This window comes from Micromonospora sp. CA-248089, from assembly GCF_050948515.1.
Taxonomy (GTDB): Bacteria; Actinomycetota; Actinomycetes; order Mycobacteriales; family Micromonosporaceae; genus Micromonospora.
Genome location: NZ_CP192016.1, coordinates 3,154,796 through 3,177,751 on the forward strand (window position 1 = coordinate 3,154,796; position 22,956 = coordinate 3,177,751).

The 22,956-nt window shown below is 69.6% G+C and carries 24 protein-coding genes; 16 read left to right on the forward strand and 8 right to left on the reverse strand.

Annotated elements, in window-relative coordinates; genetic code table 11:
- Positions 1-130: 130 nt before the first annotated feature.
- Genes ACQP26_RS14990 through ACQP26_RS15020 form a run of 7 tightly spaced genes read left to right on the forward strand, consistent with a single transcriptional unit; the run spans position 131 to position 10,722 of the window.
- The gene (locus ACQP26_RS14990) at positions 131-2,092 is read left to right on the forward strand and encodes a type I restriction-modification system subunit M (RefSeq protein ID WP_433496012.1); all 1,962 of its coding nucleotides are present in this window, start codon (positions 131-133) and stop codon (positions 2,090-2,092) included.
- Entirely contained in the window at positions 2,089-3,351 is a 1,263-nt protein-coding gene (locus tag ACQP26_RS14995) for a restriction endonuclease subunit S (RefSeq protein ID WP_433496013.1), read from the forward strand. The genes ACQP26_RS14990 and ACQP26_RS14995 overlap by 4 nt, the downstream gene beginning before the upstream one ends.
- On the forward strand, positions 3,348-6,395 hold the full coding sequence (locus ACQP26_RS15000; protein ID WP_433496014.1) for a type I restriction endonuclease subunit R: 3,048 nt from the start codon (positions 3,348-3,350) through the stop codon (positions 6,393-6,395). The genes ACQP26_RS14995 and ACQP26_RS15000 overlap by 4 nt, the downstream gene beginning before the upstream one ends.
- 29 nt (positions 6,396-6,424) lie before the next feature.
- The gene (locus tag ACQP26_RS15005; RefSeq protein ID WP_433496015.1) at positions 6,425-7,207 is read left to right on the forward strand and encodes a hypothetical protein; all 783 of its coding nucleotides are present in this window, start codon (positions 6,425-6,427) and stop codon (positions 7,205-7,207) included.
- 46 nt (positions 7,208-7,253) lie between these two features.
- Positions 7,254-8,876, forward strand: coding sequence for a protein kinase domain-containing protein (locus ACQP26_RS15010; protein WP_433496016.1), 1,623 nt, complete (start codon positions 7,254-7,256; stop codon positions 8,874-8,876).
- Between the two features lie 5 nt (positions 8,877-8,881).
- Entirely contained in the window at positions 8,882-10,033 is a 1,152-nt protein-coding gene (locus tag ACQP26_RS15015) for a hypothetical protein (protein WP_433496017.1), read from the forward strand.
- On the forward strand, positions 10,030-10,722 hold the full coding sequence (locus ACQP26_RS15020) for a DUF6308 family protein (protein WP_433496018.1): 693 nt from the start codon (positions 10,030-10,032) through the stop codon (positions 10,720-10,722). Before ACQP26_RS15015 ends, ACQP26_RS15020 begins: the two co-directional genes overlap by 4 nt.
- Positions 10,723-10,765: 43 nt before the next feature.
- On the opposite strand, the gene ACQP26_RS15025 is transcribed toward ACQP26_RS15020, so the two are convergent.
- Entirely contained in the window at positions 10,766-10,966 is a 201-nt protein-coding gene (locus ACQP26_RS15025) for a DUF397 domain-containing protein (protein ID WP_433496019.1), read from the reverse strand.
- The gene (locus tag ACQP26_RS15030) at positions 10,959-11,846 is read right to left on the reverse strand and encodes a helix-turn-helix domain-containing protein (RefSeq protein ID WP_433496020.1); all 888 of its coding nucleotides are present in this window, start codon (positions 11,844-11,846) and stop codon (positions 10,959-10,961) included. Before ACQP26_RS15030 ends, ACQP26_RS15025 begins: the two co-directional genes overlap by 8 nt.
- A 323-nt stretch (positions 11,847-12,169) precedes the next feature.
- Between ACQP26_RS15030 and ACQP26_RS15035 the strand changes: the two genes are divergently transcribed.
- The 3 genes from ACQP26_RS15035 to ACQP26_RS15045 all read left to right on the forward strand — a co-directional run bounded on the left by ACQP26_RS15035 (position 12,170) and on the right by ACQP26_RS15045 (position 13,350).
- On the forward strand, positions 12,170-12,451 hold the full coding sequence (locus ACQP26_RS15035; protein WP_433496021.1) for a DivIVA domain-containing protein: 282 nt from the start codon (positions 12,170-12,172) through the stop codon (positions 12,449-12,451).
- Complete coding sequence (locus ACQP26_RS15040; protein WP_433496022.1) at positions 12,448-12,699, forward strand: hypothetical protein; 252 nt, start codon at positions 12,448-12,450, stop codon at positions 12,697-12,699. The genes ACQP26_RS15035 and ACQP26_RS15040 overlap by 4 nt, the downstream gene beginning before the upstream one ends.
- 117 nt (positions 12,700-12,816) lie before the next feature.
- Positions 12,817-13,350, forward strand: a complete 534-nt coding sequence (locus ACQP26_RS15045) for a hypothetical protein (RefSeq protein WP_433496023.1) — start codon at positions 12,817-12,819, stop codon at positions 13,348-13,350.
- Between the two features lie 357 nt (positions 13,351-13,707).
- On the opposite strand, the gene ACQP26_RS15050 is transcribed toward ACQP26_RS15045, so the two are convergent.
- From ACQP26_RS15050 to ACQP26_RS15065, 4 genes are read right to left on the reverse strand one after another with little or no spacing between them, the layout of a single operon-like run.
- On the reverse strand, positions 13,708-13,992 hold the full coding sequence (locus ACQP26_RS15050; protein WP_433496024.1) for a hypothetical protein: 285 nt from the start codon (positions 13,990-13,992) through the stop codon (positions 13,708-13,710).
- A gap of 3 nt (positions 13,993-13,995) precedes the next feature.
- Entirely contained in the window at positions 13,996-15,135 is a 1,140-nt protein-coding gene (locus ACQP26_RS15055; RefSeq protein ID WP_433496025.1) for a WXG100 family type VII secretion target, read from the reverse strand.
- Complete coding sequence (locus ACQP26_RS15060; protein ID WP_433496026.1) at positions 15,132-15,452, reverse strand: type VII secretion target; 321 nt, start codon at positions 15,450-15,452, stop codon at positions 15,132-15,134. The genes ACQP26_RS15055 and ACQP26_RS15060 overlap by 4 nt, the downstream gene beginning before the upstream one ends.
- Positions 15,439-15,840 carry a YbaB/EbfC family nucleoid-associated protein gene (locus ACQP26_RS15065; RefSeq protein ID WP_433496027.1) on the reverse strand — a complete coding sequence of 134 codons (402 nt, stop codon included), beginning with the start codon at positions 15,838-15,840 and terminating at the stop codon, positions 15,439-15,441. Before ACQP26_RS15065 ends, ACQP26_RS15060 begins: the two co-directional genes overlap by 14 nt.
- Before the next feature lie 164 nt (positions 15,841-16,004).
- On the opposite strand from ACQP26_RS15065, the gene ACQP26_RS15070 reads away from it, so the two are divergent.
- From ACQP26_RS15070 to ACQP26_RS15090, 5 genes are read left to right on the forward strand one after another with little or no spacing between them, the layout of a single operon-like run.
- Positions 16,005-16,859, forward strand: a complete 855-nt coding sequence (locus tag ACQP26_RS15070) for a hypothetical protein (protein WP_433496028.1) — start codon at positions 16,005-16,007, stop codon at positions 16,857-16,859.
- A 19-nt stretch (positions 16,860-16,878) separates the two neighbouring features.
- Positions 16,879-17,205 carry a hypothetical protein gene (locus ACQP26_RS15075; protein WP_433496029.1) on the forward strand — a complete coding sequence of 109 codons (327 nt, stop codon included), beginning with the start codon at positions 16,879-16,881 and terminating at the stop codon, positions 17,203-17,205.
- A gap of 1 nt (position 17,206) precedes the next feature.
- A complete protein-coding gene (locus ACQP26_RS15080) occupies positions 17,207-17,701 on the forward strand; it encodes a hypothetical protein (RefSeq protein ID WP_396883063.1) in 495 nt (164 codons plus the stop codon).
- Between the two features lie 28 nt (positions 17,702-17,729).
- Positions 17,730-18,179, forward strand: coding sequence for an EndoU domain-containing protein (locus tag ACQP26_RS15085; protein WP_139135500.1), 450 nt, complete (start codon positions 17,730-17,732; stop codon positions 18,177-18,179).
- A gap of 2 nt (positions 18,180-18,181) precedes the next feature.
- On the forward strand, positions 18,182-18,595 hold the full coding sequence (locus ACQP26_RS15090; RefSeq protein WP_396883062.1) for a hypothetical protein: 414 nt from the start codon (positions 18,182-18,184) through the stop codon (positions 18,593-18,595).
- Positions 18,596-18,601: 6 nt separating this feature from the next.
- On the opposite strand, the gene ACQP26_RS15095 is transcribed toward ACQP26_RS15090, so the two are convergent.
- A complete protein-coding gene (locus ACQP26_RS15095) occupies positions 18,602-19,969 on the reverse strand; it encodes a pyridoxal phosphate-dependent decarboxylase family protein (RefSeq protein ID WP_433496030.1) in 1,368 nt (455 codons plus the stop codon).
- A 41-nt stretch (positions 19,970-20,010) separates the two neighbouring features.
- Entirely contained in the window at positions 20,011-21,978 is a 1,968-nt protein-coding gene (locus ACQP26_RS15100; RefSeq protein ID WP_433496031.1) for a BTAD domain-containing putative transcriptional regulator, read from the reverse strand.
- A gap of 99 nt (positions 21,979-22,077) precedes the next feature.
- On the opposite strand from ACQP26_RS15100, the gene ACQP26_RS15105 reads away from it, so the two are divergent.
- Complete coding sequence (locus tag ACQP26_RS15105) at positions 22,078-22,956, forward strand: alpha/beta fold hydrolase (protein ID WP_433496032.1); 879 nt, start codon at positions 22,078-22,080, stop codon at positions 22,954-22,956.

The window sequence follows — 22,956 nt, forward strand, 5'->3', positions numbered from 1 at the left end:
TGGCCCGCCGTGCATCCTCCGCCTGAGACGACACGCTGACGCTCGGTTGATCGTTCCGGCCGAGTGGGCGACTACAACGATGCAGGACGGCAGTGATACTGCTTGTCTTAAGGCAATCGAAAGGAAACTGGTGAGCACCAAGCACCAAGAGTTGGCCAACTTCATCTGGTCCGTGGCCGACCTGCTCCGCGGCGACTACAAGCAGTCCGAGTACGGACGAGTGATCCTCCCGTTGACAGTGCTGCGACGGCTGGATTGTGTGCTGGAGCCGACGAAGGACGCGGTGCTCGCCCGGCACCAGCAGCTCAAGGACGCCGGCGTGCAGAACATGGACCCGGTGCTGCGGAGGGCAGCCGGGCTGTCGTTCTACAACACCAGTGAGATGTCCTTCCGCAAGCTGCTCGGCGACCAGGACCACGTCGCGCTCAACCTGCGCGCCTACATCGGCGGGTTCTCGCCGGGCGCGGTCGACGTGCTGGACAAGTACGGCTTCGACGCCCAGATCAGCCGCCTCGCCGAGGCGGGCCTGCTCTACCAGGTGGTCGCCAAGTTCGCTGACATCGACCTGCACCCGGACGTGGTGTCGAACCACCAGATGGGCTACGTCTTCGAGGAGCTGATCCGCCGCTTCTCGGAAATCAGCAACGAGACCGCAGGTGAGCATTTCACGCCGCGCGAGGTCATCCGCCTGATGGTCAACCTGCTGCTGGCTCCCGACGAGGACGACCTCGTCACCCCCGGCATCGTGCGAAAGATCTACGACCCGGCCTGCGGCACCGGCGGCATGCTCACCGAGGCCCAGGAGCACATCCAGGCCCACAACCCGCACGCCACCGTCGAGGTCTACGGTCAGGAGCTCAACGGCGAGACGTACGCGATCTGCCGCTCCGACATGATGCTCAAGGGCGGCGACCCGACGAAGATCGCCTTCGGCAACTCGTTCAACCAGGACGGCCACGAGGGCGAACGATTCGACTACATGCTGGCCAACCCGCCGTTCGGCGTGGAGTGGAAGAAGGTCGAGAAGTTCGTCAAGGACGAGGCGGCCCGGGGACATGCCGGCCGCTTCGGTGCCGGGCTGCCCCGGATCAACGACGGCTCACTGCTCTTCCTCCAGCACATGATCTCGAAGATGAAGCGCCCCGAGGACGGCGGCAGCCGCCTCGCCATCGTCTTCAACGGCTCGCCGCTGTTCACCGGCGCCGCCGGCTCCGGTGAGTCGGAGATTCGCCGCTGGATCCTGGAGAACGACCTCCTGGAGGGCATCGTCGCGCTGCCCGACCAGCTCTTCTACAACACCGGCATCTCCACGTACTTCTGGATTCTCACCAACCGGAAGGACCCGGCACGGGCGCGCAAGGTCGTGCTGCTCGACGGCCGGGACTACTGGACGAAGATGCGCAAGAGCCTCGGCGACAAGCGCAAGATGCTCACCGACGAGCACATCGCCGATCTGACCCGGGCGTACGTGAACGCGCTGGCCATCGCGGACGACCCGGAGCACCCGCAGCACGCCAAGGTGAAGGTCTTCAAGCCCACTGACTTCGGCTACCAGCGCATCACCGTCGAGCGCCCGCTGCGGTTGCGCTTCGAGGTCACCGAGGAGACGGTCGCGCTACTCGCGGAGGCGAAGGCGGTCCTCAAGTACGCCGAGCGGGAGACGCTCCTGGCGACGGCGAAGTCGCTGATCGGTACGTCGTCAGCGACGCGCGCCGAGTTCGCAATGAAGCTGAACGGGCTGGGGAAGCTGCCGGCGGCGGTGGAGAAGGCGGTGTGGGAGGCGTTCTCGGTCAGTGACCCGGAGGGGGAGGTGCAGACCGACCGCAAGGGCAACCCGCTGCCGGACCCCGACCTGCGCGACAACGAGAACGTGCCGCTGGACGAGGACATCCACGACTACCTCAAACGCGAGGTGCTCCCGCACGTCCCGGCCGCGTGGATCGACGAAATTAAGATCAAGATAGGGTACGAAATCCCATTTACCCGTTACTTCTACGTTTACCAGCCGCCGCGCCCGCTCGCAGAGATCGACGCCGAGATTAAGGCGCTCGAGGCGGAGATCCAGGGGTTGCTTGGCGAGGTGACCAGTTGAGTCGCATTGCGCCGTGGCTGGCCGACTCGCGCTGGCCGACCGTGCCCATTAGGTACGTCGCGAAGCTGGGCACAGGGCATACGCCGAGCCGTCAGAAGCCGGAGTATTGGAAGGACTGCGACGTTCCGTGGGTAACGCTCGCCGATGTGTGGCAACTTCGGGATGGAACTCTCGACTACGTCCATGACACCAAGGAAAAGATCAGCGAGATCGGTCTGGCAAACTCCTCGGCGGTCATCCATCCAGCGGGGACGGTGATCCTGTCGAGAACGGCCTCAGTGGGGTTCTCGGCAATTATGGGCAAAGACATGGCAACGAGTCAGGACTTTGCTACCTGGACTTGTGGTCATCAGTTGGACTCAAAGTACCTGCTTTATGTATTGCGGGCGATGGCCCCAGACCTCCGAAGAGTAGCTGCAGGTTCGACGCACAAGACTATCTACATGCCGGACATCGAGGAACTGCGTACGCCGTTGCCATCGCTTGACGAGCAGAGGCGTATCGCCGGCTTCCTAGACGCCGAGATGTCTCGCATTGAGGTCATTGCACGCGTCCGAGCTCGGCAGATCGACCTGCTTGCGGAGCGAAGGGAGTCTGCGGCCAGAGAAGCCCTCGCTGAAGTTCTCGGAGACGTCGTTGAGCTGCGTCGGGCTGGCGTTACAGTTACGACAGGACCCTTTGGTACCGTCTTTGCTGCGACAGATTACGTGAGCGGCGGCGTGCCAATGATTAACCCGACCCACATCAAGAACAACAGACTTGAGCCGGACTCACATCATGCCGTTAGTAATAGCACCGCAATTCGTCTTGGTCGGCACCGGCTTCGCGCCGGAGATCTGGTTGTCGGGCGTAAGGGCGACATTGGAAGGGCTGCGCTCGTCGAACCGTACCAAGATGGCTGGATTTGCGGCAGCGATTGCATTTCGCTGCACGCGGCAGGCTCGAAGCTGGAGCCGCGGTTCCTAGCTCATCTGCTTAGCCTTTCCGAGATGCGTTCCCAACTGCTTGAGAGATCCGCTGCGGCCACCATGCCCAGCCTTTCGGAAGGAAATCTCCTGCAGCTTCGCGTGCCGATGCCCTCGCGGCAGTCTCAAATGGCTATTGTGGCAAGGCTTGATGAAATGGTCGCGTGGACAAATCGGTCTTCTGACGCCATGCGGCGACAGGTGAGCCTCGTTGATGAGCATCGCCACGCGTTAGTTGCTGCAGCCGTCACTGGGGCGATTGATGTGACATCGGCGGAGGGGATGGGGACGTGAGCAGGTTGCACTGGGAGCGCTCGTTCGAGGCGGCGATCGAGGACAACCTGCTCGGCTCGGGTTGGCTGTGCGGGGCGGCCAGCCATTACAACCAGCGGCTAGGGGTAGATACGGCCGAGTTGGCCGCCTTCATCGGGGCGACCCAGCCGCACGAGTGGCAGAGCCTGCTGGCGTACCACGGGAACAACCCGGACGAGGCGCAGCGGCAGTTCGCCCAGCACCTCGCCAAGCAGATCGACGAGCGTGGCCCCCTCGATGTTCTTCGCCGGGGCGTCAAGGACAAGGGCATTCTTATCCGTCTCGCCTACTTCAAGCCCGCCCACGCCATCACCGATGACGCGCTCAAGCTCTACCGCGCCAACCGCCTCGCCGTCACCCGCCAGCTCGCGTATTCGACCAGCAACCACAACACGCTCGACCTGGTCCTGTTCGTCAACGGCATCCCGCTCGCCACCGCCGAGTTGAAGAACCCGCTCACTGGCCAGACCGTCGAGGACGCCAAGGAGCAGTACCGCAAGACCCGCGACCCGAAGGAACTGATCTTCGCCCGGCGTACCCTCGTGCACTTCGCCGTTGATCCCGACCTGGTCTTCGTCACGACGAAGCTTGCGGGGGAGAAGACCCGGTTCCTGCCGTTCAACACCGGCTCGAACGGGCCCGGCGTGTCCGGCGGCGCCGGCAACCCGCTGGCTACGGACAAGGGTTACCGCAGTTCCTACCTGTGGGAGCAGATCTGGCACCCTGACGTGTTCATGGACCTGGTCCGGCGGTTCCTGCACTACGACAAGGAATCCAAGGCGCTGATCTTCCCGCGCTACCACCAGTGGCACGCGGTCACCCAGCTCACCGACCACGCGGCCCGGCACGGGTCGGGTCACAACTACCTGGTCATGCACTCGGCCGGGTCGGGCAAGTCGAACACCATCGCCTGGCTGGCGCATCGGCTGTCCAGCCTGCACACCGCGCCCGACATCGCCAAGGACGGGCTGCGTCCCAACGAGCCGGTCTTCGACAAGGTCATCATCATCACCGACCGGGTCGTCCTCGACCGGCAGTTGCAGGACACCGTCTTCCAGTTCGAACACGTGCCCGGCGTGGTGCAGCGGATCGACAAGGATTCCGCGCAGCTTGCCGCCGCCCTTCAGGGTGAGACGGCCAAGGTCGTCATCACCACGATGCAGAAGTTCCCCTACGTGCTCAACCAGGTACAGGGCCTGAAGGGGAAGCGCTTCGCGGTCATCGTCGACGAGGCGCACTCGTCGCAGTCCGGCGACTCGGCCGCCGCGTTGAAGAAGGTGCTGCTCAAACTCGGCAGCGACGACGTCGACGAGTCGGGCGACCTGCTCACGGCGTCGGCGCTGGCCCGTGGCCGGCACGAGACGCTGTCGTACTTCGCGTTCACCGCCACCCCGAAGCCGAAGACGCTCGAACTGTTCGGCACGCCGCACCCGGTCACCGGCAACCCGCAACCGTTCCACACGTACTCGATGCGGCAGGCCATCGACGAGGGGTTCATCCTCGATGTGCTGCGCAACTACCTCACCTACAAGTCGTACTGGAAGCTGGCCAACGCCAACCCCGACGACCCCGAGGTCGACCCGAAGAAGGCCGGCGCCCAACTCGCCCGCTTCGCCAGCCTGCACCCCACCATGCAGGCGCAGAAGGCGGAGATCATCGTCGAGCACTTCCGCAAGCACACCGCGCCGCGCCTCGGCGGGCGCGCCAAGGCCATGGTGGTCACCGGGTCCCGCGAGGCCGCTGTCCGTCTGCACACCGCCATTAAGAAGTACGTCGAGATGCAGGGCTACGTCGGCTGTGACTCCCTTGTGGCGTTCTCCGGCGACCTGGAGGTCGACGGCGTCGAGCACACCGAGGCGCGGATCAACGGCTTCGGCGAGGGTGAGCTGCCCGGCAAGTTCGGTTACACCGCCGCCGACGACAAGCACGCCGGTACGCCGAAGGCCAAACAGGACACCGAGTACAAAATCCTGGTCGTTGCCGAGAAGTACCAGACCGGCTTCGACCAGCCGCTGCTCACCACGATGTATGTCGACAAGCTGCTCAAGAACGTCGCCGCGGTGCAGACCCTGTCCCGGCTCAACCGCACCCACCCGCTCAAGACGCAGGGCGACGTGTTCGTCCTCGACTTCGTCAACGAGGCCGGCGACATCGCCGAGCAGTTCAAGCCGTACTTCGAAACCGCCGCCACCACGCCCACCGACCCGAACCTGCTCTACACCGCGCAGAACACGGTCACGGGCTACCCGGTCCTCGTCGACTCGGAGATGCAGGCGTACGCCGAAGCGCTGCTGGAGGCGGAGCGGAAGGCGACCACGGAGACCGGTCTCCAGCGGGCCCACGCCGCCCTCTACCGCTTCACCGAGCCGGCCGTCCAGCGCTTCAACGCCCTGGCCGCCGACGATCCGGAGGCCGCGGACGGCTTCCGGGCCGCGCTGCGCGACTACACCCGGATGTACGCGTTTCTCAGCCAGGTGGTGCCCTATCACGACGAGGAACTAGAGCGGCTCTACCTGTACGGGCGCGCGCTGCTCAACCGGCTCCCGCGACGGCAGGACCCGTCCGTCGACATCGGCGAGGTGCAGCTGACGCACCTGCGGGTCAGCAAGACCGGTGAGCACGACGCCTCGCTGTCCCCCGAAGGGGAACAGATGCTGCCCGGCTTCGTCGGCGGTGGTGTCGGCTCGCAACACGACCCGGAGAAGGTCGCGCTCTCGGAACTTATCGACGTGTTCAACGACCGGTTCGGTATCGGCCTCGGCGAGGCGGACAAGGTTTGGGTTGAGCAGCAGATCGTCGCCTTGGCCGAGGACGGCACGCTGGAAGCCGCCGCCCTGGTCAACGACGAAAGCAACTTCGGCGTCGTCTGCGACAAGCGGATCGAGGACGTGATCCTGTCCCGCCACGATGACAACGGCAAGCTGATGCAGCGCTACCTCGACGACGAGAGCCTGCGCTCGCAGCTCAACCAGTTCGCACGCCGGCAGGCGTACCAGATGATCCGCCGCCGCAAGGGCATCGCTTGACCCTTCGCACCTCGCCGAGAGGAGGACGGTTGTCCCCGTCCGAGCCCACCTTCCACCTCTGGATCGCGGTGGACGAGTCCCGGGTCATGACAGCGCTCACCCCGCTGAAGGTGACCCGCTCGCCACGTCGGCACAAGTGGGGCAGCATCACCGACCTGCGGGCGGTCCCGACCGCCCCGGAGTCGTCCAAGGTTCCCGGCGTCGTCGTGCTCTGCACTATCGCGGTGCTCGTCTCCGCCGTGCTCTGCTTGTCAGGTGCTCCACTGCTGGTCATCCTGTTTCTGGTCGCGCTCCTGCTGGGCCTCGGGCTCGCCGGCATCACGGCGACGAAGCCGCCACCTCAGATTGAGGCGCCCGACCAGGCGGCCTTTCCGGCCCTGCACCACACCCTGACCGAGGCCGAGGACCGGGAAGACTTCCTCGACCTGGTGCAGTTGGCGGAGCGAGCCGGACGGGCGCTGCCCGAGGTGGACCGTGTGATGGATGCGGCAGAGGGCGGGCAGATCCTGGCGCAGGCGCTCTGGGAGGCGAGCGATGTGCTCAGCCGCCGGCAGCAGTTGCGTACACAGATGGGGCGCCGGCAGCCCGGCCCGGCAGGGGATTCGACGAGCAGCGTGGGGAAGGCGCTGACCGAACAGCGGCAGCGCGTGACAACGCTGTGGGACGAAACGGAGGCGGAGCTGGCCCGGGTGCGCAACGCCCTCGAACTCGCCGCCGTGGCTGCCGAGAACGCGGCACACGATCCCGGCGCGGACGATGCGGTCCGGGAGGCTTATCAGGAGCTGCTCGACATCTATGGCGAGCGGTACTAGCCGACGAGTCGTCGGTGTCATCCGACAGGGCTGCCGGGGGAGACGGATGCACGCGCAGGAACGAGTAGCGGATCGATACGAGCTGACGTATCCGATCGGTCACGGCGGCATGGGGGAGGTGTGGGCTGGCTTCGACGAGAAGCTGGACCGGCCCGTCGCCATCAAGTTCCTGCGCAAGCTCGCCGTGCCCGACGGCGACCGCGACACCGCCGTCGACCGGTTCATCCGCGAGGCCCGGGTGACCGCACGCCTGGACCACCCCGGAGTGCCGAGCGTGCACGACGTCGGCCACCACGGCGACGACCTCTACATCGTCATGCAGCTCGTTCCGGGTGTGCTCCTGTCCGACCTGATCGCCGAGCGTGGTTGGCTCGCCGTTCCGTGGGCGGCTGCCATCGGCACACAGATCTGCTCGGTACTGGCGGTGGCGCATGCCGCCTCACTCGTGCACCGTGACCTGAAGCCGCAGAACGTCATGGTGACCCCCAGCGGCGCCGTCAAGGTCCTCGACTTCGGGGTGGCCGCCCTGCTTGGCCCGGACGTACCCCGGCTGACCGCCACCGGCCACACGCTGGGCACGCCCACATACATGGCTCCCGAGCAGGCGCTGAACAGTGCCGTAGGCCCGCGCACCGACCTATACGCACTCGGCTGCGTGTTGTTCGAGCTGCTTACCGGCAAGCCGCCGTACCGGGCCGACAACCCGCTCGGCATGCTGCACCGGCACTTGAACGACCCCGTCCCGTCGGTCTCGGAGCACCGCGCGGGTGTGCCGGACGTCCTGGTGCACCTCCTCGTACGGCTGCTCGCCAAGGACCCGCAGCACCGGCCCGAGTCGGCGGTCGAGGTCTACGAGATGCTGGCGCCGTTCGGAGCGGTCGATGCCGAGAAGGCAGCCGACGCCGCCCCGACGGTGGCGGACGGGCAGCGGGTCGACCCGACAATGCCGTACCGGTATCCGTTCGGGCCGCTGCCGCCCCGCTCCCCGCTGCCGCCGACGCGCGTCGACATCGTCCGTCCACGAGCAGCGGCAGAGATCGTCGAGCCGCCGTCGCTCGACCAGCTCGCCGAGGTGGAGGAGCGTGCCTGGGAACTCGCCGAGGAAGAGCGGTTCACCCAGGCCGCCGAGCTGCTCGAATCGGTGCTGCGGCCGATCAGCGGCGGGCATGCGGCCAGACAACCGCGGATCTTGGAGCTGCGGCTCAACCTGGCGAACCTGTACGTCCTGGCCGGCGCGTTCCGGCAGGCGCTTCCGGAGTTCCAACGCCTCGTCGTCGATCTCGCCAAGCGTCCCGTGCCGGACGAAGAGTTGATCTGGCAGTGCCGGCAGCAGGCAGCGAGCTGTCAGGCGGAGCTGGGCGAGGCGACCGAGGCGTTGAGAGAACTGCGCGCGCTTCTCGCCGAGGAACAGCAGGTGATGCGGCCGGACTCGCCGGAACTTTTTCCCCTACGGCAGCAGATCGCCATGCTTATCGCTGGCCTGGGTGACGTTCCCGAGGCGCGGCATCAGCTGGAGGGACTGCGGCGTGACATCGGCGCGCTCCACGGGTCAGGGTCTGCGCCGGCAGCTGAGATTCAAGCGCTATTGAACCACCTGCATCGGCTGGGGGAAGAGACGCCCGGATCGACGGGCCGGACTTCGTCCGGGGCAACACAGCGTGAAAGATGAGGAGCATGTTCGAACTGGAAGACGCCGTCAAGCAATGCCTTGACCGGTTGGCACGCTTCCGGCGCCAACACCAGCGCATCGGTGAGCAGAACACCAAGGCCGGACTCATCGAGCCGATCATCGGAGCACTGGGCTGGGATCTCTTCGACGTCGACGAGGTGCACCGCGAGTACCGGCGCCGCGGTGCCGACAACCCCGTGGACTACGCCCTCCTGCTGCTGCGCACCCCACGCTTGTTCATCGAGGCCAAAGGGCTCGGCGAGAACCTCGACGATCCGCGCTGGGCCAACCAGACCATCAGTTATGCCGCTGTCGCGGGCGTGGAGTGGGTCGCCCTGACGGACGGGGCGGAATGGCGCATCTACAACGCCCACGCTCCGGTCCCCATCGAGCACAAGCTCTTTCGCGCGGTGCGGCTCGAGGAGGACTTCGAGGGCGCTGTTGAGCTGCTCTCCTTGCTCAGCAAAGAGAACATGCGCGACAACCGCATCGAGGAATTGTGGAAAAGCTATTTCGTCGATCGGCAGGTACATGCGGAGCTGCGGAAACTGTTCGAGGCAGGAGAGCCTGCACCCGAGATGGTGGCGATGCTCGATCGCCGGCTCGGCCGGCTGACGCGGGACGAGGTGCGATCCAGCCTCGTCAGAGTGCGCGCCAGCTTCGATTTCCCTTCGTCCGCCGCGTCTGCCACCGGCAGTGGCACCGGTCCGGCGGTGGTGGTCCCTGCGGCAATGCCGCCAGCAGCCGCGCCGCCTGTCTTGCCGGCCCCGCGGCCTCCTCGATCGCAACCACCTGGGTCCGCCACTCGGCGTACCGCCAAGCGGCCGGTTTCGGATGCGGAGCGCGCAGTCAAGCTTGTCGACCTGATCAAGGCTGGCCGACTGCGTCCCGGTACCAAGCTGTATGCGAAATACCTCGGCAAACAGTATGTTGCCGAACTGCTCGCCGATGGCACCATCCGGTACGGCAACCGTACTCATGCGTCCCCCAGCGCCGCCGGCGAGGCGGTGAAGATCGATGTGTACGGACCAGAGATCAGTGCCACACGTAGGGCAACCGACGGGCTGGACTTCTGGTCCGCCGAGGACGCACGAGCCGGTGATGTGGTGGCGCTCAAGGAGATTCGGCGGCGCGTGGCGATCGGAAGTGGGGCATGAGACGTCCACTGTCTCTCGTCGAAGTCCTTGCGGTCTTGGACAGCCCTCGCTCGGTACCCGAGCTTCAAGCGTACTTCGGGCTCGGAGGTGCGACGCCTCGTACCGGTAGCCAGTTCGAGCGGCTCGGTGGCGGTGGGGACCGTCCGGATTCCTGTAACGTCGTCACCGCCGACGACCTGATCGCGATCGAGTTGCTCAGCGTGCGGGTACCCCCTCATGCGGCCCTCGACCTGCTGCAGGGGCGGCTTGGCCGGGAGTTGTCGGCTCACCTGGCCGGGATCCCGACCGAGGTTGACCTGAGCGATGAAGGTGCCCTTGCCTTCGTCGACGATGGAAGCCACGCCGACCGAGCATGGCGTCTTGTCAAAAAGGCCGACGGTATCGGCTGGGTGATTGCAGGAAAGCTGCTGGCGCGAAAGCGCCCGGCGCTGGTGCCCGTTTACGACGAAATCGTCTCCTGCGCGTTCGGAACCCGCAGGGGGTTCTGGCGTTGGCTGCACGGCCGTCTTCGCGAGGACAGCGGCATGCTCGTTGGGCGCCTCGCGGAACTGCAGGCTCAGGCGAGGTTGCCGCAGGAGGTATCGCGCCTGCGCACCCTCGACGTGGTGTTCTGGATGCGGCACCGAAGCGAGCACACGGCATACCGATGCCCTGGTCTGCGGCCGCAAGGTGTCGGCCAGAGCCGGTAGCGCGCTTGTGCCCGAATCTGATGACTACACCCTGACGCCCGCCTCAGACCGACCTGTCGCTTCTCATCGTGGCCACGAATGCGGCCCAGGCAGCCGGCTCGAAGCTCAATAGCGGGCCGTCGGGGTCTTTCGAATCCCGTACCGCGACCATGCCGGGGAGGTTGGTGGCGACCTCGACGCAGTCGCCACCGTTGTCGCCGCTGCGAGTGCTCTTGCGCCAACGAGCGCCGGTCAGATCAGTCATGCCGCGTCTCCCCGATGATCCTCTTGATCATGTCTCTCGATTCTGCCTCACCCAATGCGAGAGCATCTACGCCCTTCCAGGTGTTCTCGTAGGCTGCCAGCTCGTCGGGCTTGTCGAGGTAGAGGGCGCCGGTCAAGGACTCGCTGTAGACGACGGAGGGCTCAGGCGCTGCTCGTCCGCCTTTCGTGGCGGGAAAGTCGAGGATGACGAAGGATCCGGCCACCGCGCCGGGATGCGGCCCGGCGGCCAGCGGCACCACGCGCACCGACACGTTCGGCAGTTCGGAGGTTTCGAGCAGGTGGCTGAGTTGGTTGACCATGACAGATGCACCGCCGACCGGACGCCGGAGCACTGCCTCCGAGAGAGCGGCCTCCAGCCGTGGGGGCGTAGGAAGACGGCGGGTCAGCAGAGCTTGTCGCTGCATGCGCACCTCGACGGCACGTTCCCGCTCCTCCATGCTCAGCCGACTGCCCCGATGGAAAAGCCCGAGCGCGTACTCCCGAGTTTGAAGCAGTCCGGGGATCAAGGATTCGTCGTAGCGGCGTAGGTGGGCGGCGGCGGATTCCAGGCCGACGTACAGCTCGAACCAGCTCGGTACCGCGTCCCCGTACGCGTGCCACCACCCCTTCGACTTCGTCTCGGCCGCGAGCCCTCGCATCGCCTCGGTCATCTCCGCGGACACGCCGTACAGCTCGCACATCGCCTTGACGTCCAGCATCCGCACCGGCCCGAGGCCGCACTCGATGCGCCAGATCTTCTGTCGGCTGTACTCCAGCGCCTCGGCGGCGGCGTCGAGGGTCACGCCGGCCTCGTTGCGGAACTGGCGTAGCAGCCGGCCGAGCTGTCGGCGCGGCACGGTCGAACCGATGTCTTCCGCCATCCGGGGCACTCCCTGGTTCCATCCGGCAACAACGAGTGACGTAGCTCTGCAACGTCTACTCGTTTCCACGAAATAAGTCAATGCACACCCCAGAAATGCGCCCTTGGAACGTTGCGCGTCCACTGCGCACTGTCACAGGATGACTACCGGCACGACGGCGTGGCGATCTCTACAACGCGGCCGCTGTGCCTGTCGATCGGTGATCCGTTGAGCAGCCCTGGTGCCGTACCGCTGAACGAAGCTGCGGTGTCAGGGCGGGGTGGGCCCGCCGGCGCGGGACGGGCAGGCGAGCCCACCCCTTCCACGACGAGGAGGACAGTCCGATGAGCAACCGTAGCGATCGACCGGGGCGGGGTAGCGGGACGACCGCGTACCCCTCGCTGCTGCCGTGGCAGGTGCGCGAGCGCCGCTTCCCACCCGCCCGGTTCGGGCGCCGTGGCCTCGACCCCGATGCGGTGTACGCCTACCTCGGCCGGGTCGCCGGCGACATGGCCTCGCTCCACGCCGAGATCACCAGGCATCGCCAGGAGACCCTGCGGATCAAGGTGGCGCTACGCCGCTGGCAGTCCGAGCAGGCGCGGCAGGCGAACGGCGAGCGCCGGTGACCGGGCGCTGGGTCATCCACCTGCCGGTGACCGCCGCCGACCTGCCCGCCGCGCAGCGCCTGGCCCGCATCGTCGCCCGGTGGACCGGAATGCTGCCGCAGGCCGACCCGGGGGAGACCACCGTGTCGGCGGAGGACGACCAGAACGTACGCCATCGGGTCTTCTGCGACCTGCTCATGCCCGGCGGCCGACGGTGCCTGCTCCGCGCCGACCATGACGGCCCCTGCTCCCGCCGCGTCCATCGCTGACACCCCTCTTCCCAGATGTCGCTGCTCGGCCTCGGTGCAGCAGGTCCGGCATCCCGCAGGCAGTTGCGTCAGATGCCGCAGAGATCACTGGCTCGGCTAACGTGCTCAGCGGGGGAGGTGGCCGCGTTGGTGCAAGGGGACGCCCGGTTCAAAAAGGAGCGCCACAAGGTGCCGAAACGGGCGCCGCGACAAGTTGGCGGCAAGGGCGCTCCGCCGCCCAATGCCACGGTGAAGCGTGAATACACGGTCCGACGCGGCCCCTGGGAGATCCCGGCGATGCGGGCCGGCGACGGCAGGAGGCCCGTATGGCTGTGGCTGCAGGATGAGGAGATCCACGCCTCCCTCGTACCGTTGGACGACACGCCGCCGCGTCGGCTGAGCCCTGCGGACGTCGCCCGGCTCCTGCTCGCCGACCCGTCTCGGGCGATGCCGGCCATCCGTGCGCTGACCGGCGTCGCCGACGATGAGAAGGCGTTGGATTGCCTACGGAGTTGGCGTCAGGCCGGCCGGATCGCGGCCAACCTCGACGCCTCGGACCTGTCGGGCCGGCGGGTCGTGGAGGCGATGCGGAAACCCGACCGGAGCGACCCGGACGGCAGTATAGGTACGGTGTCGGGCGGCCTTCCGAGCATCAACAAACGCCGCCGGTGACACGGGCTGAGGCTCGGTTAGGCGGCACCGATCATCGTCGATCGAGGGGCAGCGGTGGGGGCGTGCGCCACGTGGGGTGAGACCCGGACGTCTCCCGTCACCGGAGTGCATCTTGAGCCTGAAGCACTACCTCTACCTGTCGCAGCTCGGTACGACGCCTCGCTGACGGTCGACGACATAGTCGGCGGCGTCCTCTCCGTCAGATTCGTCGAACGGTTGCCTACCCTGCAGCAACGCGCGGCGCTCGCCGCCGACGTGCGCGACGCTCTCGGCGGGATGGACGTGGTGACCGATCGGGTCACCGTCCGGTTGCAGTGCGGGATCGCCGGCTCGTAGCCGATCGCTGGACGGGTTCGGCTACGTCACCAGGCGGTAGTTGGGAATACCTCTGGTGCGTTCCTCGATCGGCGCGGCAGTGGACAGGGCCGTCACTCCGGCGGGAACCGGGGCCCGGGAGACGTGGATGCCCTCCAGGCAGGTGTCGCACCAGAACGAGACGTAGCCGTACCCGGCACCGGGGGGCCCGGTGAACACCATGCGCAGGGTTCGGTGACCGCAGTTGGGGCACCGGTGGTCGGACCCGGCGGGCAGGGTCCGGTAGACGACTTCGTACGCGTCGAGCCACTCGTCGAATGAAGCCACCAGCTACTCCTCCGGTCTGACCGGGTGGTTCTCCCACCACTGATCCTCGTGAGCATAGGCACGATCCTCGAATGCGATCGCCTCGTCCCGGTTTCGGGGATACGGACGTCCAGCGCGGAGTTCCTCGACGTGGAACCGTTCATGCGCGAGCGTACGGGCGAGGTCCTCCTCGCTGTGGAAGGCGTTCCGGCAGAGCATGACCGACTGGTCAGCCCTGGTCACTCCGTGGATCCCCGATCTGCCTTTGTCGATTACGAACCGGATGTCGGAGACCTCGATGCCGTACTTCGCGGCGATCTGCTGCACCGACTCCGTGGTCATCGGCATGCGCGGTCCGCGGCCTCGGCCGCGCACGCGGTTCAGGTTCGCCGACTCGGGCCCCGCCGCTTGTAAGCGGCCCAGCGCCTCCTTCAGCTTCTCGATCAGGTCGCCGAGCCGGCGCATCTCCGGCATCAGCCGCCGCAGACTCGCCAGCAACCCCCGCAACAACCGCGCGATCCGCGCCGCCCACGACGCCACGGTCGTCGTCACCTGCTCCACCACCAGCGGCGTCGCCAACCCGGCCGTGGCGACCAGTTCGGCCGCGTACACGATCAGGCGGGACACGCAGGCGGCGATGGCGTCGCGGACCAGCAGCCGCACGGCCGCGACCAGGCCGGCGGCGCCCTCGGTGATCGCGGCCATCGCCTCGGCGCCCTGCGCGAGCCCGGTGACGGCCTGCTGCTGCTCGGCCGCCCAGCGGCGGTAGCCGGTGGCGGCGGCGCCGGTCCACCCGGCTACCTCGGTACGCACGGCGTGGGCCAGCTCGGCGGCGTCCTCGCGCAGCGACGTGGCGACGTTGCGCCAGGTCTGCGCGTGCGCGGTGATCTCGGCGGGGTCGCCGGCGAGCCAGTCGAGGGCCTCGCTGAGCGGTTTGACGTGTTCGATGAGCCAGGCGATGCCGTACTGGAGGAGCACCCCGGCCGGGTCGGACACCAGGGCGAGCGCGTCGAGGCCGGCGCTGACGACGCCGAGGCTGCCGTCGATCCAGCTGCCGGTGCGTACGCCCTCGGCGATGAGTTCGATGTCCTCGCAGATCCACACGCCCGCCCAGGCGCTCGGCGCGGTGTCCGAGGCGGTGGCGACCAGCGGGTTCGTGGTCACCGACGCTGTCGTACCCGGTCGAGCAGGTCCGCGGCGTGCGCGTCGGAGGCGCGGTAGCGCTCGGCGCTGGACCGCAGCTTCCCGGCGGTGTCCCGGACCGAGGCGGCGGCGGTGCCGATGCCGTCGGTGAGCGTCCGCTGGAGACCGTCGAGCAGGACCGGCATGATCGCGCAGAGCTGCCCGTACGCGTCGGGGCTCAGCCGGACGTGCCGGCCGGCCTGCCGCGCGGCGTCGATGCTGTCGGCGCAGCGCCCGAGGTGGGCGGCGTGCGCGGTCAGGTCGTCCGGGTCGACCCGGAGGCCGTCACCGGGCGGCATCCGGCGCGTCCGGGTCGGGGCCGAGCCGCCGCTGGTGCGACTCGATGATCGCGCGTGCGGCCGGGTGGTCCGCGCCGAGCGTCTCGGTGGTGGCCGCGGTGAGCTGTCGCAGCAGGTCGGCGCGGGCGTCCCGGGTGACCGCCAGGATCTGCCGGGCGGTGTGTGCGGCGGAGTGCTGCCGGACGCGTTCGTCGAGCCGCAGGCCGGTGAGCAGCCCGGACGCGTCGACGGTGACCTCGACCAGCCCGTCGGCGCTGCGGGCGGTGCCGGTCAACGCCTGCGTGCGGGCGGACAGGTCACGGGCGCGTGCCGCCCGGTCGGTCAGCGACGACTCCCACTCGTCGAGCCGTCGTGCCGCCGCGTCCAGCGCGGCTTCGTCCGCCCACATGACGACCCTCCCCAGAGGACAACGGTGCCCGACACGGTAGCAACCGGTCGCGCTGAGTGTGGGCCCCGTGACGGCCCGGTGATGAGCGCACTCCCCTGTGGAGGGACATCTCCGCGTCCCGGGCGTTGCTAGGGTCTGGTTGACCGTGACGGGGAGGCAACGGGATGACACAGGACGCCGCGGCCGACGACTACGCGCTGCGCGTCTCCGGCTACCGCGAGGAGCTGGCGGCCCTGCGTGTCGGCGCGCACCCCGCCGGCGGCCTGACCGCCGACGGCCACACCGCCGGTGGCGTGACCGCCGAGGCGCACGGACGGGCCGCCGACGGCCAGGTCGAGGTGACGGCGGAGGACGGGCGGCTGCGCGCCGTCGAGCTGGCCGCGCCGTTGATGCGGCTGTCCGAGGACGAGCTGGGCCCCCTGGTCGAGCAGGCGGTGAACGACGCGTTGACCGCGTCCCGCAGCAGTCTGGCGGGCAGCGAACCGGTGCCCGACCTGTCCGCGCTGACCGGAAGCCTCGGGGCCGTTCTGGCCGAGAGCGAGGCGGCGATGCGCCGGCTCCACGGCGCGATCGCTGACGCCGTCGCCACCGCCGGACCGGCGACCGGGCTCGGCGGGGACGTCCCGGCGAACGGCCCGGCGGACCTCCTGCACCAGGTCCTGGACGTGCTGGGCACCGCAACCGGCGGGACGCCGCCCGACGACGGCGGGGACGAGCGGTGGACTGGGTCCGATGACGCCGGGACCGTGCGCGCGGAGGTCGACGGCTCGGCCCGGCTGACCCGGCTGGAGGTCATCCGCCCGCCCCGCCGGCTGTCCTCGGCGGAGCTCGGCGAGTCGATGGTGGTCGCGGTCAACCGCGCGCTGGAGCAGATCCCCCCGGCGGCGCCGCAGGGGCTCGGCTCGGCCGCGCTCGACGCGCGGCTGCGCGAGCTGCAGGAGGCCAGCGTCCGCCAGATGTCCGCGCTCACCGGCGCGCTGACCGGCGTGATGCAGACCATCCGGGAACCGGGACGATGACCGACGGAGGGGAGCGCTGATGGCCCGCGAGATCGAGATCGATCCCGAGTCGATCATCGGTGCGGGTGACGACATCGTCGCCTCGGCGCAGCGTATGCGCGCCGCACTGTCCGCGTTCGACGCCGAGCTGGCGGCCTTCGGCGCCCCGTGGGGCAACGACGACCTCGGCTCGCTCATCGGGATGGTGTACGAGACGATCCGCGACCTGGCGCTGGAGAGCTACGACGCGAACCTCGTCGAGATCGAGGACATCGGGAAGCTGAGCCGGGTGATGGGCCTCAACTACCAGGAGACCGAACGCATGATCACCGAGAGTCTCGGCCGCTTCCGTGAGGTGTTCGGCTGACATGGGAATGACCCTGCCCGGCGAGCTGGTGTCGCTTCTCGGCATGCTCGGCTACACCTGGCCCGAGGCCGACGAGACGAAGCTGCTGGAGATGGGTCAGGCGTGGCTCGCCTTCCCGGACCGGCTCCGGACTCCGGTGGCCGACGCCGACCGGTCGGCGCAGCAGATGTGGACCCAGAACCGCGACGACGCCATCGAACGTTTCCAGACGAGCTGGCAGGCCGCCGACTCGGCGAAGACCAACCTGGACGACGGCGCGTCCGCGGCGGCGCTCATCGGCACCGGGCTCATGGTGTGCGCCGGGATCGTCCTCGCGTTGAAGATCAACGTGATCGTGCAGCTGACGCTCCTCGCGATTCAGATCGCGCAGGCAGTCGCCACCGCCGCTGTCACGTTCGGTGCCTCCCTGCTGGAGATCCCGATCTTCAAGCTCATCACCGGTGTCCTCCTCGACCAGCTGCTCACCATGGCCACCGAAGCGGTGCTCGGTGGGTAAGCGGGGAAAGGCCGGTCTCTTCACGCCGGTGGAGAAATGGCTCCGGGCCCGGATGCGGCACCGCCGCTACGCGCACATCTTCCGCGGCCACGTGAACACCAACGCCACTCCGCCCCGGGGCACCGGCTTCCACCACCGGTTCATGGGGGAGAACCCGCCGGGTGCCCGGGTCCGGGTCGACGCGGACGGCCGCGAGATGATCCTCGAACGGCACGCCGACGGTACGTACCGGGCCCGCGTCGACGTGCAGGACGACGGCGGGGTCTGGCGCCAGAAGCGCGGTTCGAGCACCTTCTTTCCGGACAACTGGACGCCGCAGCGGGTCGACGAGACGATCGAGGGCGCGTTCCGGTCCGGCGGCCCGCACCCGGACGACCCGAACAAATGGCAGGGGAGGGCGAACGGGCTGCTCGTCGAGGGCTTCTACAATCCCGGTGGCACGACGTGGTACTCGGCTTGGCCGGTGGGGGGACGCTAGCTGTGGGTGACATCCAGTTCGGGCGCAATCAGAACGGCGCGCCCACCATGACCAGCGGTGACGCGCGTTTCCGCCCCTTCGCCTCCCAGCTCGTCAGCGACATCCAGACGTACGCCCCGGACTGCCTCGAGCTGCTGCAGTGCATCGACGACGTGATGTCCGGGCGCTCGGACTACGAGGAGTACGAGGGCAACTCCGCAGTGGTGCGCTGCACGCCGACCGGCGTCAGCGTGGACAGCCTCGGCCCGGTGCCGTCGGGAGCGTCGTACACGGTCGACGAGGCCCGCACCGTGATCCTCACCTACTTCGACTTCCTCGCCCCCTCGCCCGAGGAGAAGAAGCGCCACCTCGCCACCTGGGAGCGGGAGCACGGCGGCCCGTTCCCCGGGCGGCACCTGCTGCGTCTGCCCGGCTGACGCCGCTCAGCGGGCCAGCCGGGCGATAGCCGCCACCGACCGGTCCACGTCGGCCTCACTGGTAGTCGCGTTCGACACCGAGATTCGCATCAGCCGTCGCCCCCGCCACGTCGTACCACCGGCCCAGCACGTCCCGTCGGCCTGCACCGCCGCCACCACCCGGTCGGTGCGCGCGTCGTCGCCGAACCCGACCAGCACCTGGTTGAGCACCACCTCGTTGACCACCTCGAACCCGGCCGCGCCCAGCCCGTCGGCGAATCGCCGGGCCAGCGCGCAGCACCGTTCGACGAGCGCGGCGACGCCGTCGCGGCCCAGCTCCCGCAGGCCGGCCCAGACCGCGAAGCCACGGGCGCGCCGGGAGGACTCCGCGGTCAGATCGGCGCCCGCGGGCACCCCACCGGAACCCACGAGGTACGCGGCCGCGAGCGACATGGCTGCCGCGTGCGCGTCGGGCCGGGCGCAGAACGCGAACGCGGTGTCGTACGGCAGGTTCAGCCACTTGTGACCGTCGCAGGCCCACGAGTCGGCCGCCTCCAACCCGTCGACCAGGTGCCGGGTGGCGGGACTGGCAGCCGCCCACAGCCCGAAGGCGCCGTCCACGTGCGCCCAGCCGCCGTACCGGTGGACCAGGTCGCAGGCGCGGCGCAGGTCGTCGCACGCGCCGGTGTTCACGTTGCCCGCCTGCAGGCACACGATGGTCGGGCCGGGACCGGCGTCGCGCAGCGCCGCGGCGAGGGCGTGCGGGTCGATGGCGCCCTGCGGGCCGGTCGGCACCGGGCGCAGCGCGTCGGCGCCGAGGCCGAGCAGGCGCAGCGACCTGTCGATGGTGGCGTGCCGTTCGGCGCCGGCGAACACGCGTACCGCAGGTGCGCCGGACAGGCCGCGCCGTTCCACGTCCCAACCGGCGTCGGTGAGCACCTGGTGGCGGGCGGCGGCGAGCCCGGCGGTGTTCGCGGCCTGCGCGCCGGTGACGAAGCCGACCGACGCGGTCGCGGGGATGCCCAGCAGCTCCTTGAGCCAGGTGCCGGCTGCCGCCTCGGCGGCCACGGCGGCGGGGGAGGTGACCGCGTTGAACGCGAGCTGGTCCCACCCGACGGCCAGCATGTCGGCGGCGGTGGCGGCGGGGGAGGCGCCGCCGACGACGAAGCCGAAGTAGCGCGGCCCGGCGGTGGCCACCAGGCCGGGTTCGGCGGCGGCCACCAGGTCGGCGAGCACCTGCCCGGACGGGGTGGGCGCATCAGGCAGCGGGAGCGCGAACGCCTTGGTCAGCGCGGCCTGGTCGACGGGTACGCCGACGGGCCGGTCCGGCAGCGACAGCCGGTAGTCGGCCGCGTGGTCGGCGGCGCGCCGGAGCAGGTGCCTCAGCTCGTCCATCGCCGCACCCTAGCCGAGGGCGCGTTCCGTCCGGGCGGCCCTCATGGCCGGTCCTGACCGCCGGTCACCCCGAGTGCGGCGTCGAGCCGGTCCAGATGCGCGGCAACCGGACCGACGGTGAGCAGCCCGCTGCCCGCCCCGGCCAGCTCTCCCGCCGCCGGGGCGAGCGCGCTCCGCGCCCGGAGCATCGCGTCCCGGTCGTCCAGCGACACAGCGGCCCGCGCGATGAGGCACCACAGCGCCTCCAGCAGCAGGTCACGCGGCGGGGCCGGGGTGCGTCGCAACGCTCTCGCGGCTTCGTCGCGGCGGCCGTCGGCGAGCAGGAGCAGTGGGCGGACCCAGGGCGCGTACGGGCCCCAGTCGGTGCCGGCCGGGAAGTCGGCGGGCCGGTCGTGCCACACCCGCAGGCAGAGCAGCGCCAGCGGCAGCAGCCCGCGTTCCACGCCGGGCATCCCACACCCGGCCAGCCCGGTCGCCCAGGACCGGTACGCCGCCTCCGCGTCCGGGTACGCGGCGCCGGTGGCGGCGGTCCGCATGGCCCGGTAGCCGCCGGTGAACACGCCGACGAGTGGGCTCTCGTGCCGGGCGGCGAGCCGGTCCGCCGCCTCGGCGTGCGTGTCGGCGGCGGTGAAGTCGGCGAGCGCGCCGCGCGCCTGGACCCGGATCAGGTGCCCGAGGATCTCCACTGTGGGCAGGCCGTGGCGGGCGGCCAGGGCGACCAGTTCGGCGCCGACCGCGTCCCGCTCGGCGGCCAGCCCGGCCCGGTGGAACGTCTGCATGTACACGCCGTTGAGGGCCTGGGCCAGCAGCGCCGGGTCGGCGACCCGCCGGGCGATCGCCTCCGCCTCCCGCGCCGCCTGCGCCGGGCCCGGCGACGCCGTACCTCGGGACTCGATGGCGACGGTGGCCAGCAGCCGGGCGCGGGTGGCTTCCGGCGCTTCCGGGCCCAGCCCGGCGAGCGCCCGCTGCGCCGCCGCGACGACCCGGGCGGCCTGCGCCGGGTCGTCGGAGCGGGTCCAGATCGCGGGTACGTCGTACCCGCCGATCACCCGCGCGGTGAACTCCGGGTCGCCCAGTTGCTCGGCCGCGGTGATGGCCGCCTCGCGCTGGTCCCGGGCGGCCTCCAGTCCGCCCGGCCCGGTCACCGCGAGGCTGCGCAGCAGCCCGACTGTCGACTCCAGCCGGGCCCGCGCTCCGGGGACCACACTGCGTTCGTACGCCGCCGCGGTCTCCGCCCAGACCCGCGCCGGGCCGGTTGGTTCGGGTTCGGCCTGGCGCAGCAGGTCGGTCTCCAGCCGCCGCAGCCGCGGTCCGGGGTCCAGGCCGAGCTGGTCGCGCAGCAGGTCCCGGGCCCGGCGCAGCACGGCGAGCGCGTCGGCCTGCCGCCCGGCCCGGTAGAGCGCCGACGCCAGGAGCGCCCACCCGTCCTCCCGCCACGGGTGCGCCGCGACGTGCGCGTCGAGATCCGGTACGGCGTCGGCGGCCCGGTCCAGTGCCAGCAGCGCCTCGGCCCGCCGTTCGACGGCGGTGAGCCGGATCTGGTCGAGCCGGGACCGTTCGGCGTGCGCCCACGGCTGGTCGAAGTCGGCGTACGCGGGGCCGCGCCACCAGCCCAGCGCCTCGTCGAGCCGGTCTAGCGCCGCGCGGGGCAGCGCGTCGGCGACGGCGGCGACGGCGTCCTCGAACCGCCAGGCGTCGACGGTGTCCGGGTCGGCGCGCAGCGCGTACCCCGGTCCGTCGGTGACCAGCAGCCGGGCCGGCTCGCGGGGCGGACGGTGCGGTTCCAGGCGGCGGCGCAGCGCCGCGACGAACGTGCGGACCGCGCCCACCGCGCCGGCCGGCGGGTCGTCCCACAGGTCGTCGACGATCTGCCCGACCGGCACGGTCCGGCCCCGGGCGGCGACCAGCCGTGCCAGCACGGCCCGGTGCCGGGGCCCCTTGAGGTCGACCGGCTCGCCCGCGTCGTCCCAGGCCGTGACCGGACCCAGCACACCGAAACCGACAGGCACCGACCCCTCCTCGACAGGGGTCACCGTATCGCGCTCATCGGTTGCTCATCGGGCGCCGCCACGCTGGTCAGGTACGACGAGACGAAAGAGGGATTCGAGATGAGCACCGCCATCGCGGGATTCGACTACCAGCGCGTTCCGGTCGCCGAGGGTGTGGCGCTGAACGTGGCGGTGGGAGGCACCGGCAGCCCGGTCGTGCTGCTGCACGGCTTCCCGCAGACCCACCTGATGTGGCGGCACGTCGCCGCCGACCTGGCCGCCGAGCACACGGTGATCTGCCCGGACCTGCGCGGCTACGGCGCCAGCGACAAGCCGGCCGCGGACACCGAGGACACGTACAGCAAGCGGACAATGGCCGCCGACGTGGTGGCGCTGGCCCGCGCGCTCGGCCACGAGCGGTTCGCGCTCGCCGGGCACGACCGGGGTGCCCTGGTCGCGGTCCGGGCCGGCCTGGACCACCCGGACGCGGTCACCCACCTGGCGTCGCTTGATGTCCTGCCGACCCTCGACATGTGGGACGTGCTGCACGGCGTGTCCGCGTCTGTAGCGTTCCACCTCTACCTGATGGCCCAGCCGCCCGGCCTGCCCGAGCAGATGATCGCGGCCAGCGCCGACGCGTTCTTCGGGCACTTCCTCGACGCCTGGGCCGGTGACCCGGCGGCCATGCCGGCCGAGGTGCGCGCCGAGTACCTGCGGGCCTCCCGCGAGGCAGTCGACTCGATCGTCGCCGACTACCGGGCGTCGGCCGGGATCGACGTGGCGCACGACCGGGCGGACCGGGACGCCGGCCGGCGGCTGACCATGCCGGTCACCGTCATCCAGCAGGACTGGGGCGCCGCGCTCGGCTACGACGCGGCGGCGGTGTGGCGGGCGTGGGCACCGGACCTGGAGCACCGCACCACGACGGCCGGGCACTTCATGGCCGAGGAGGCGCCAGGCGAGATCACCGAGGCGCTGCGCGCGCTGCTGAAGCGCTAG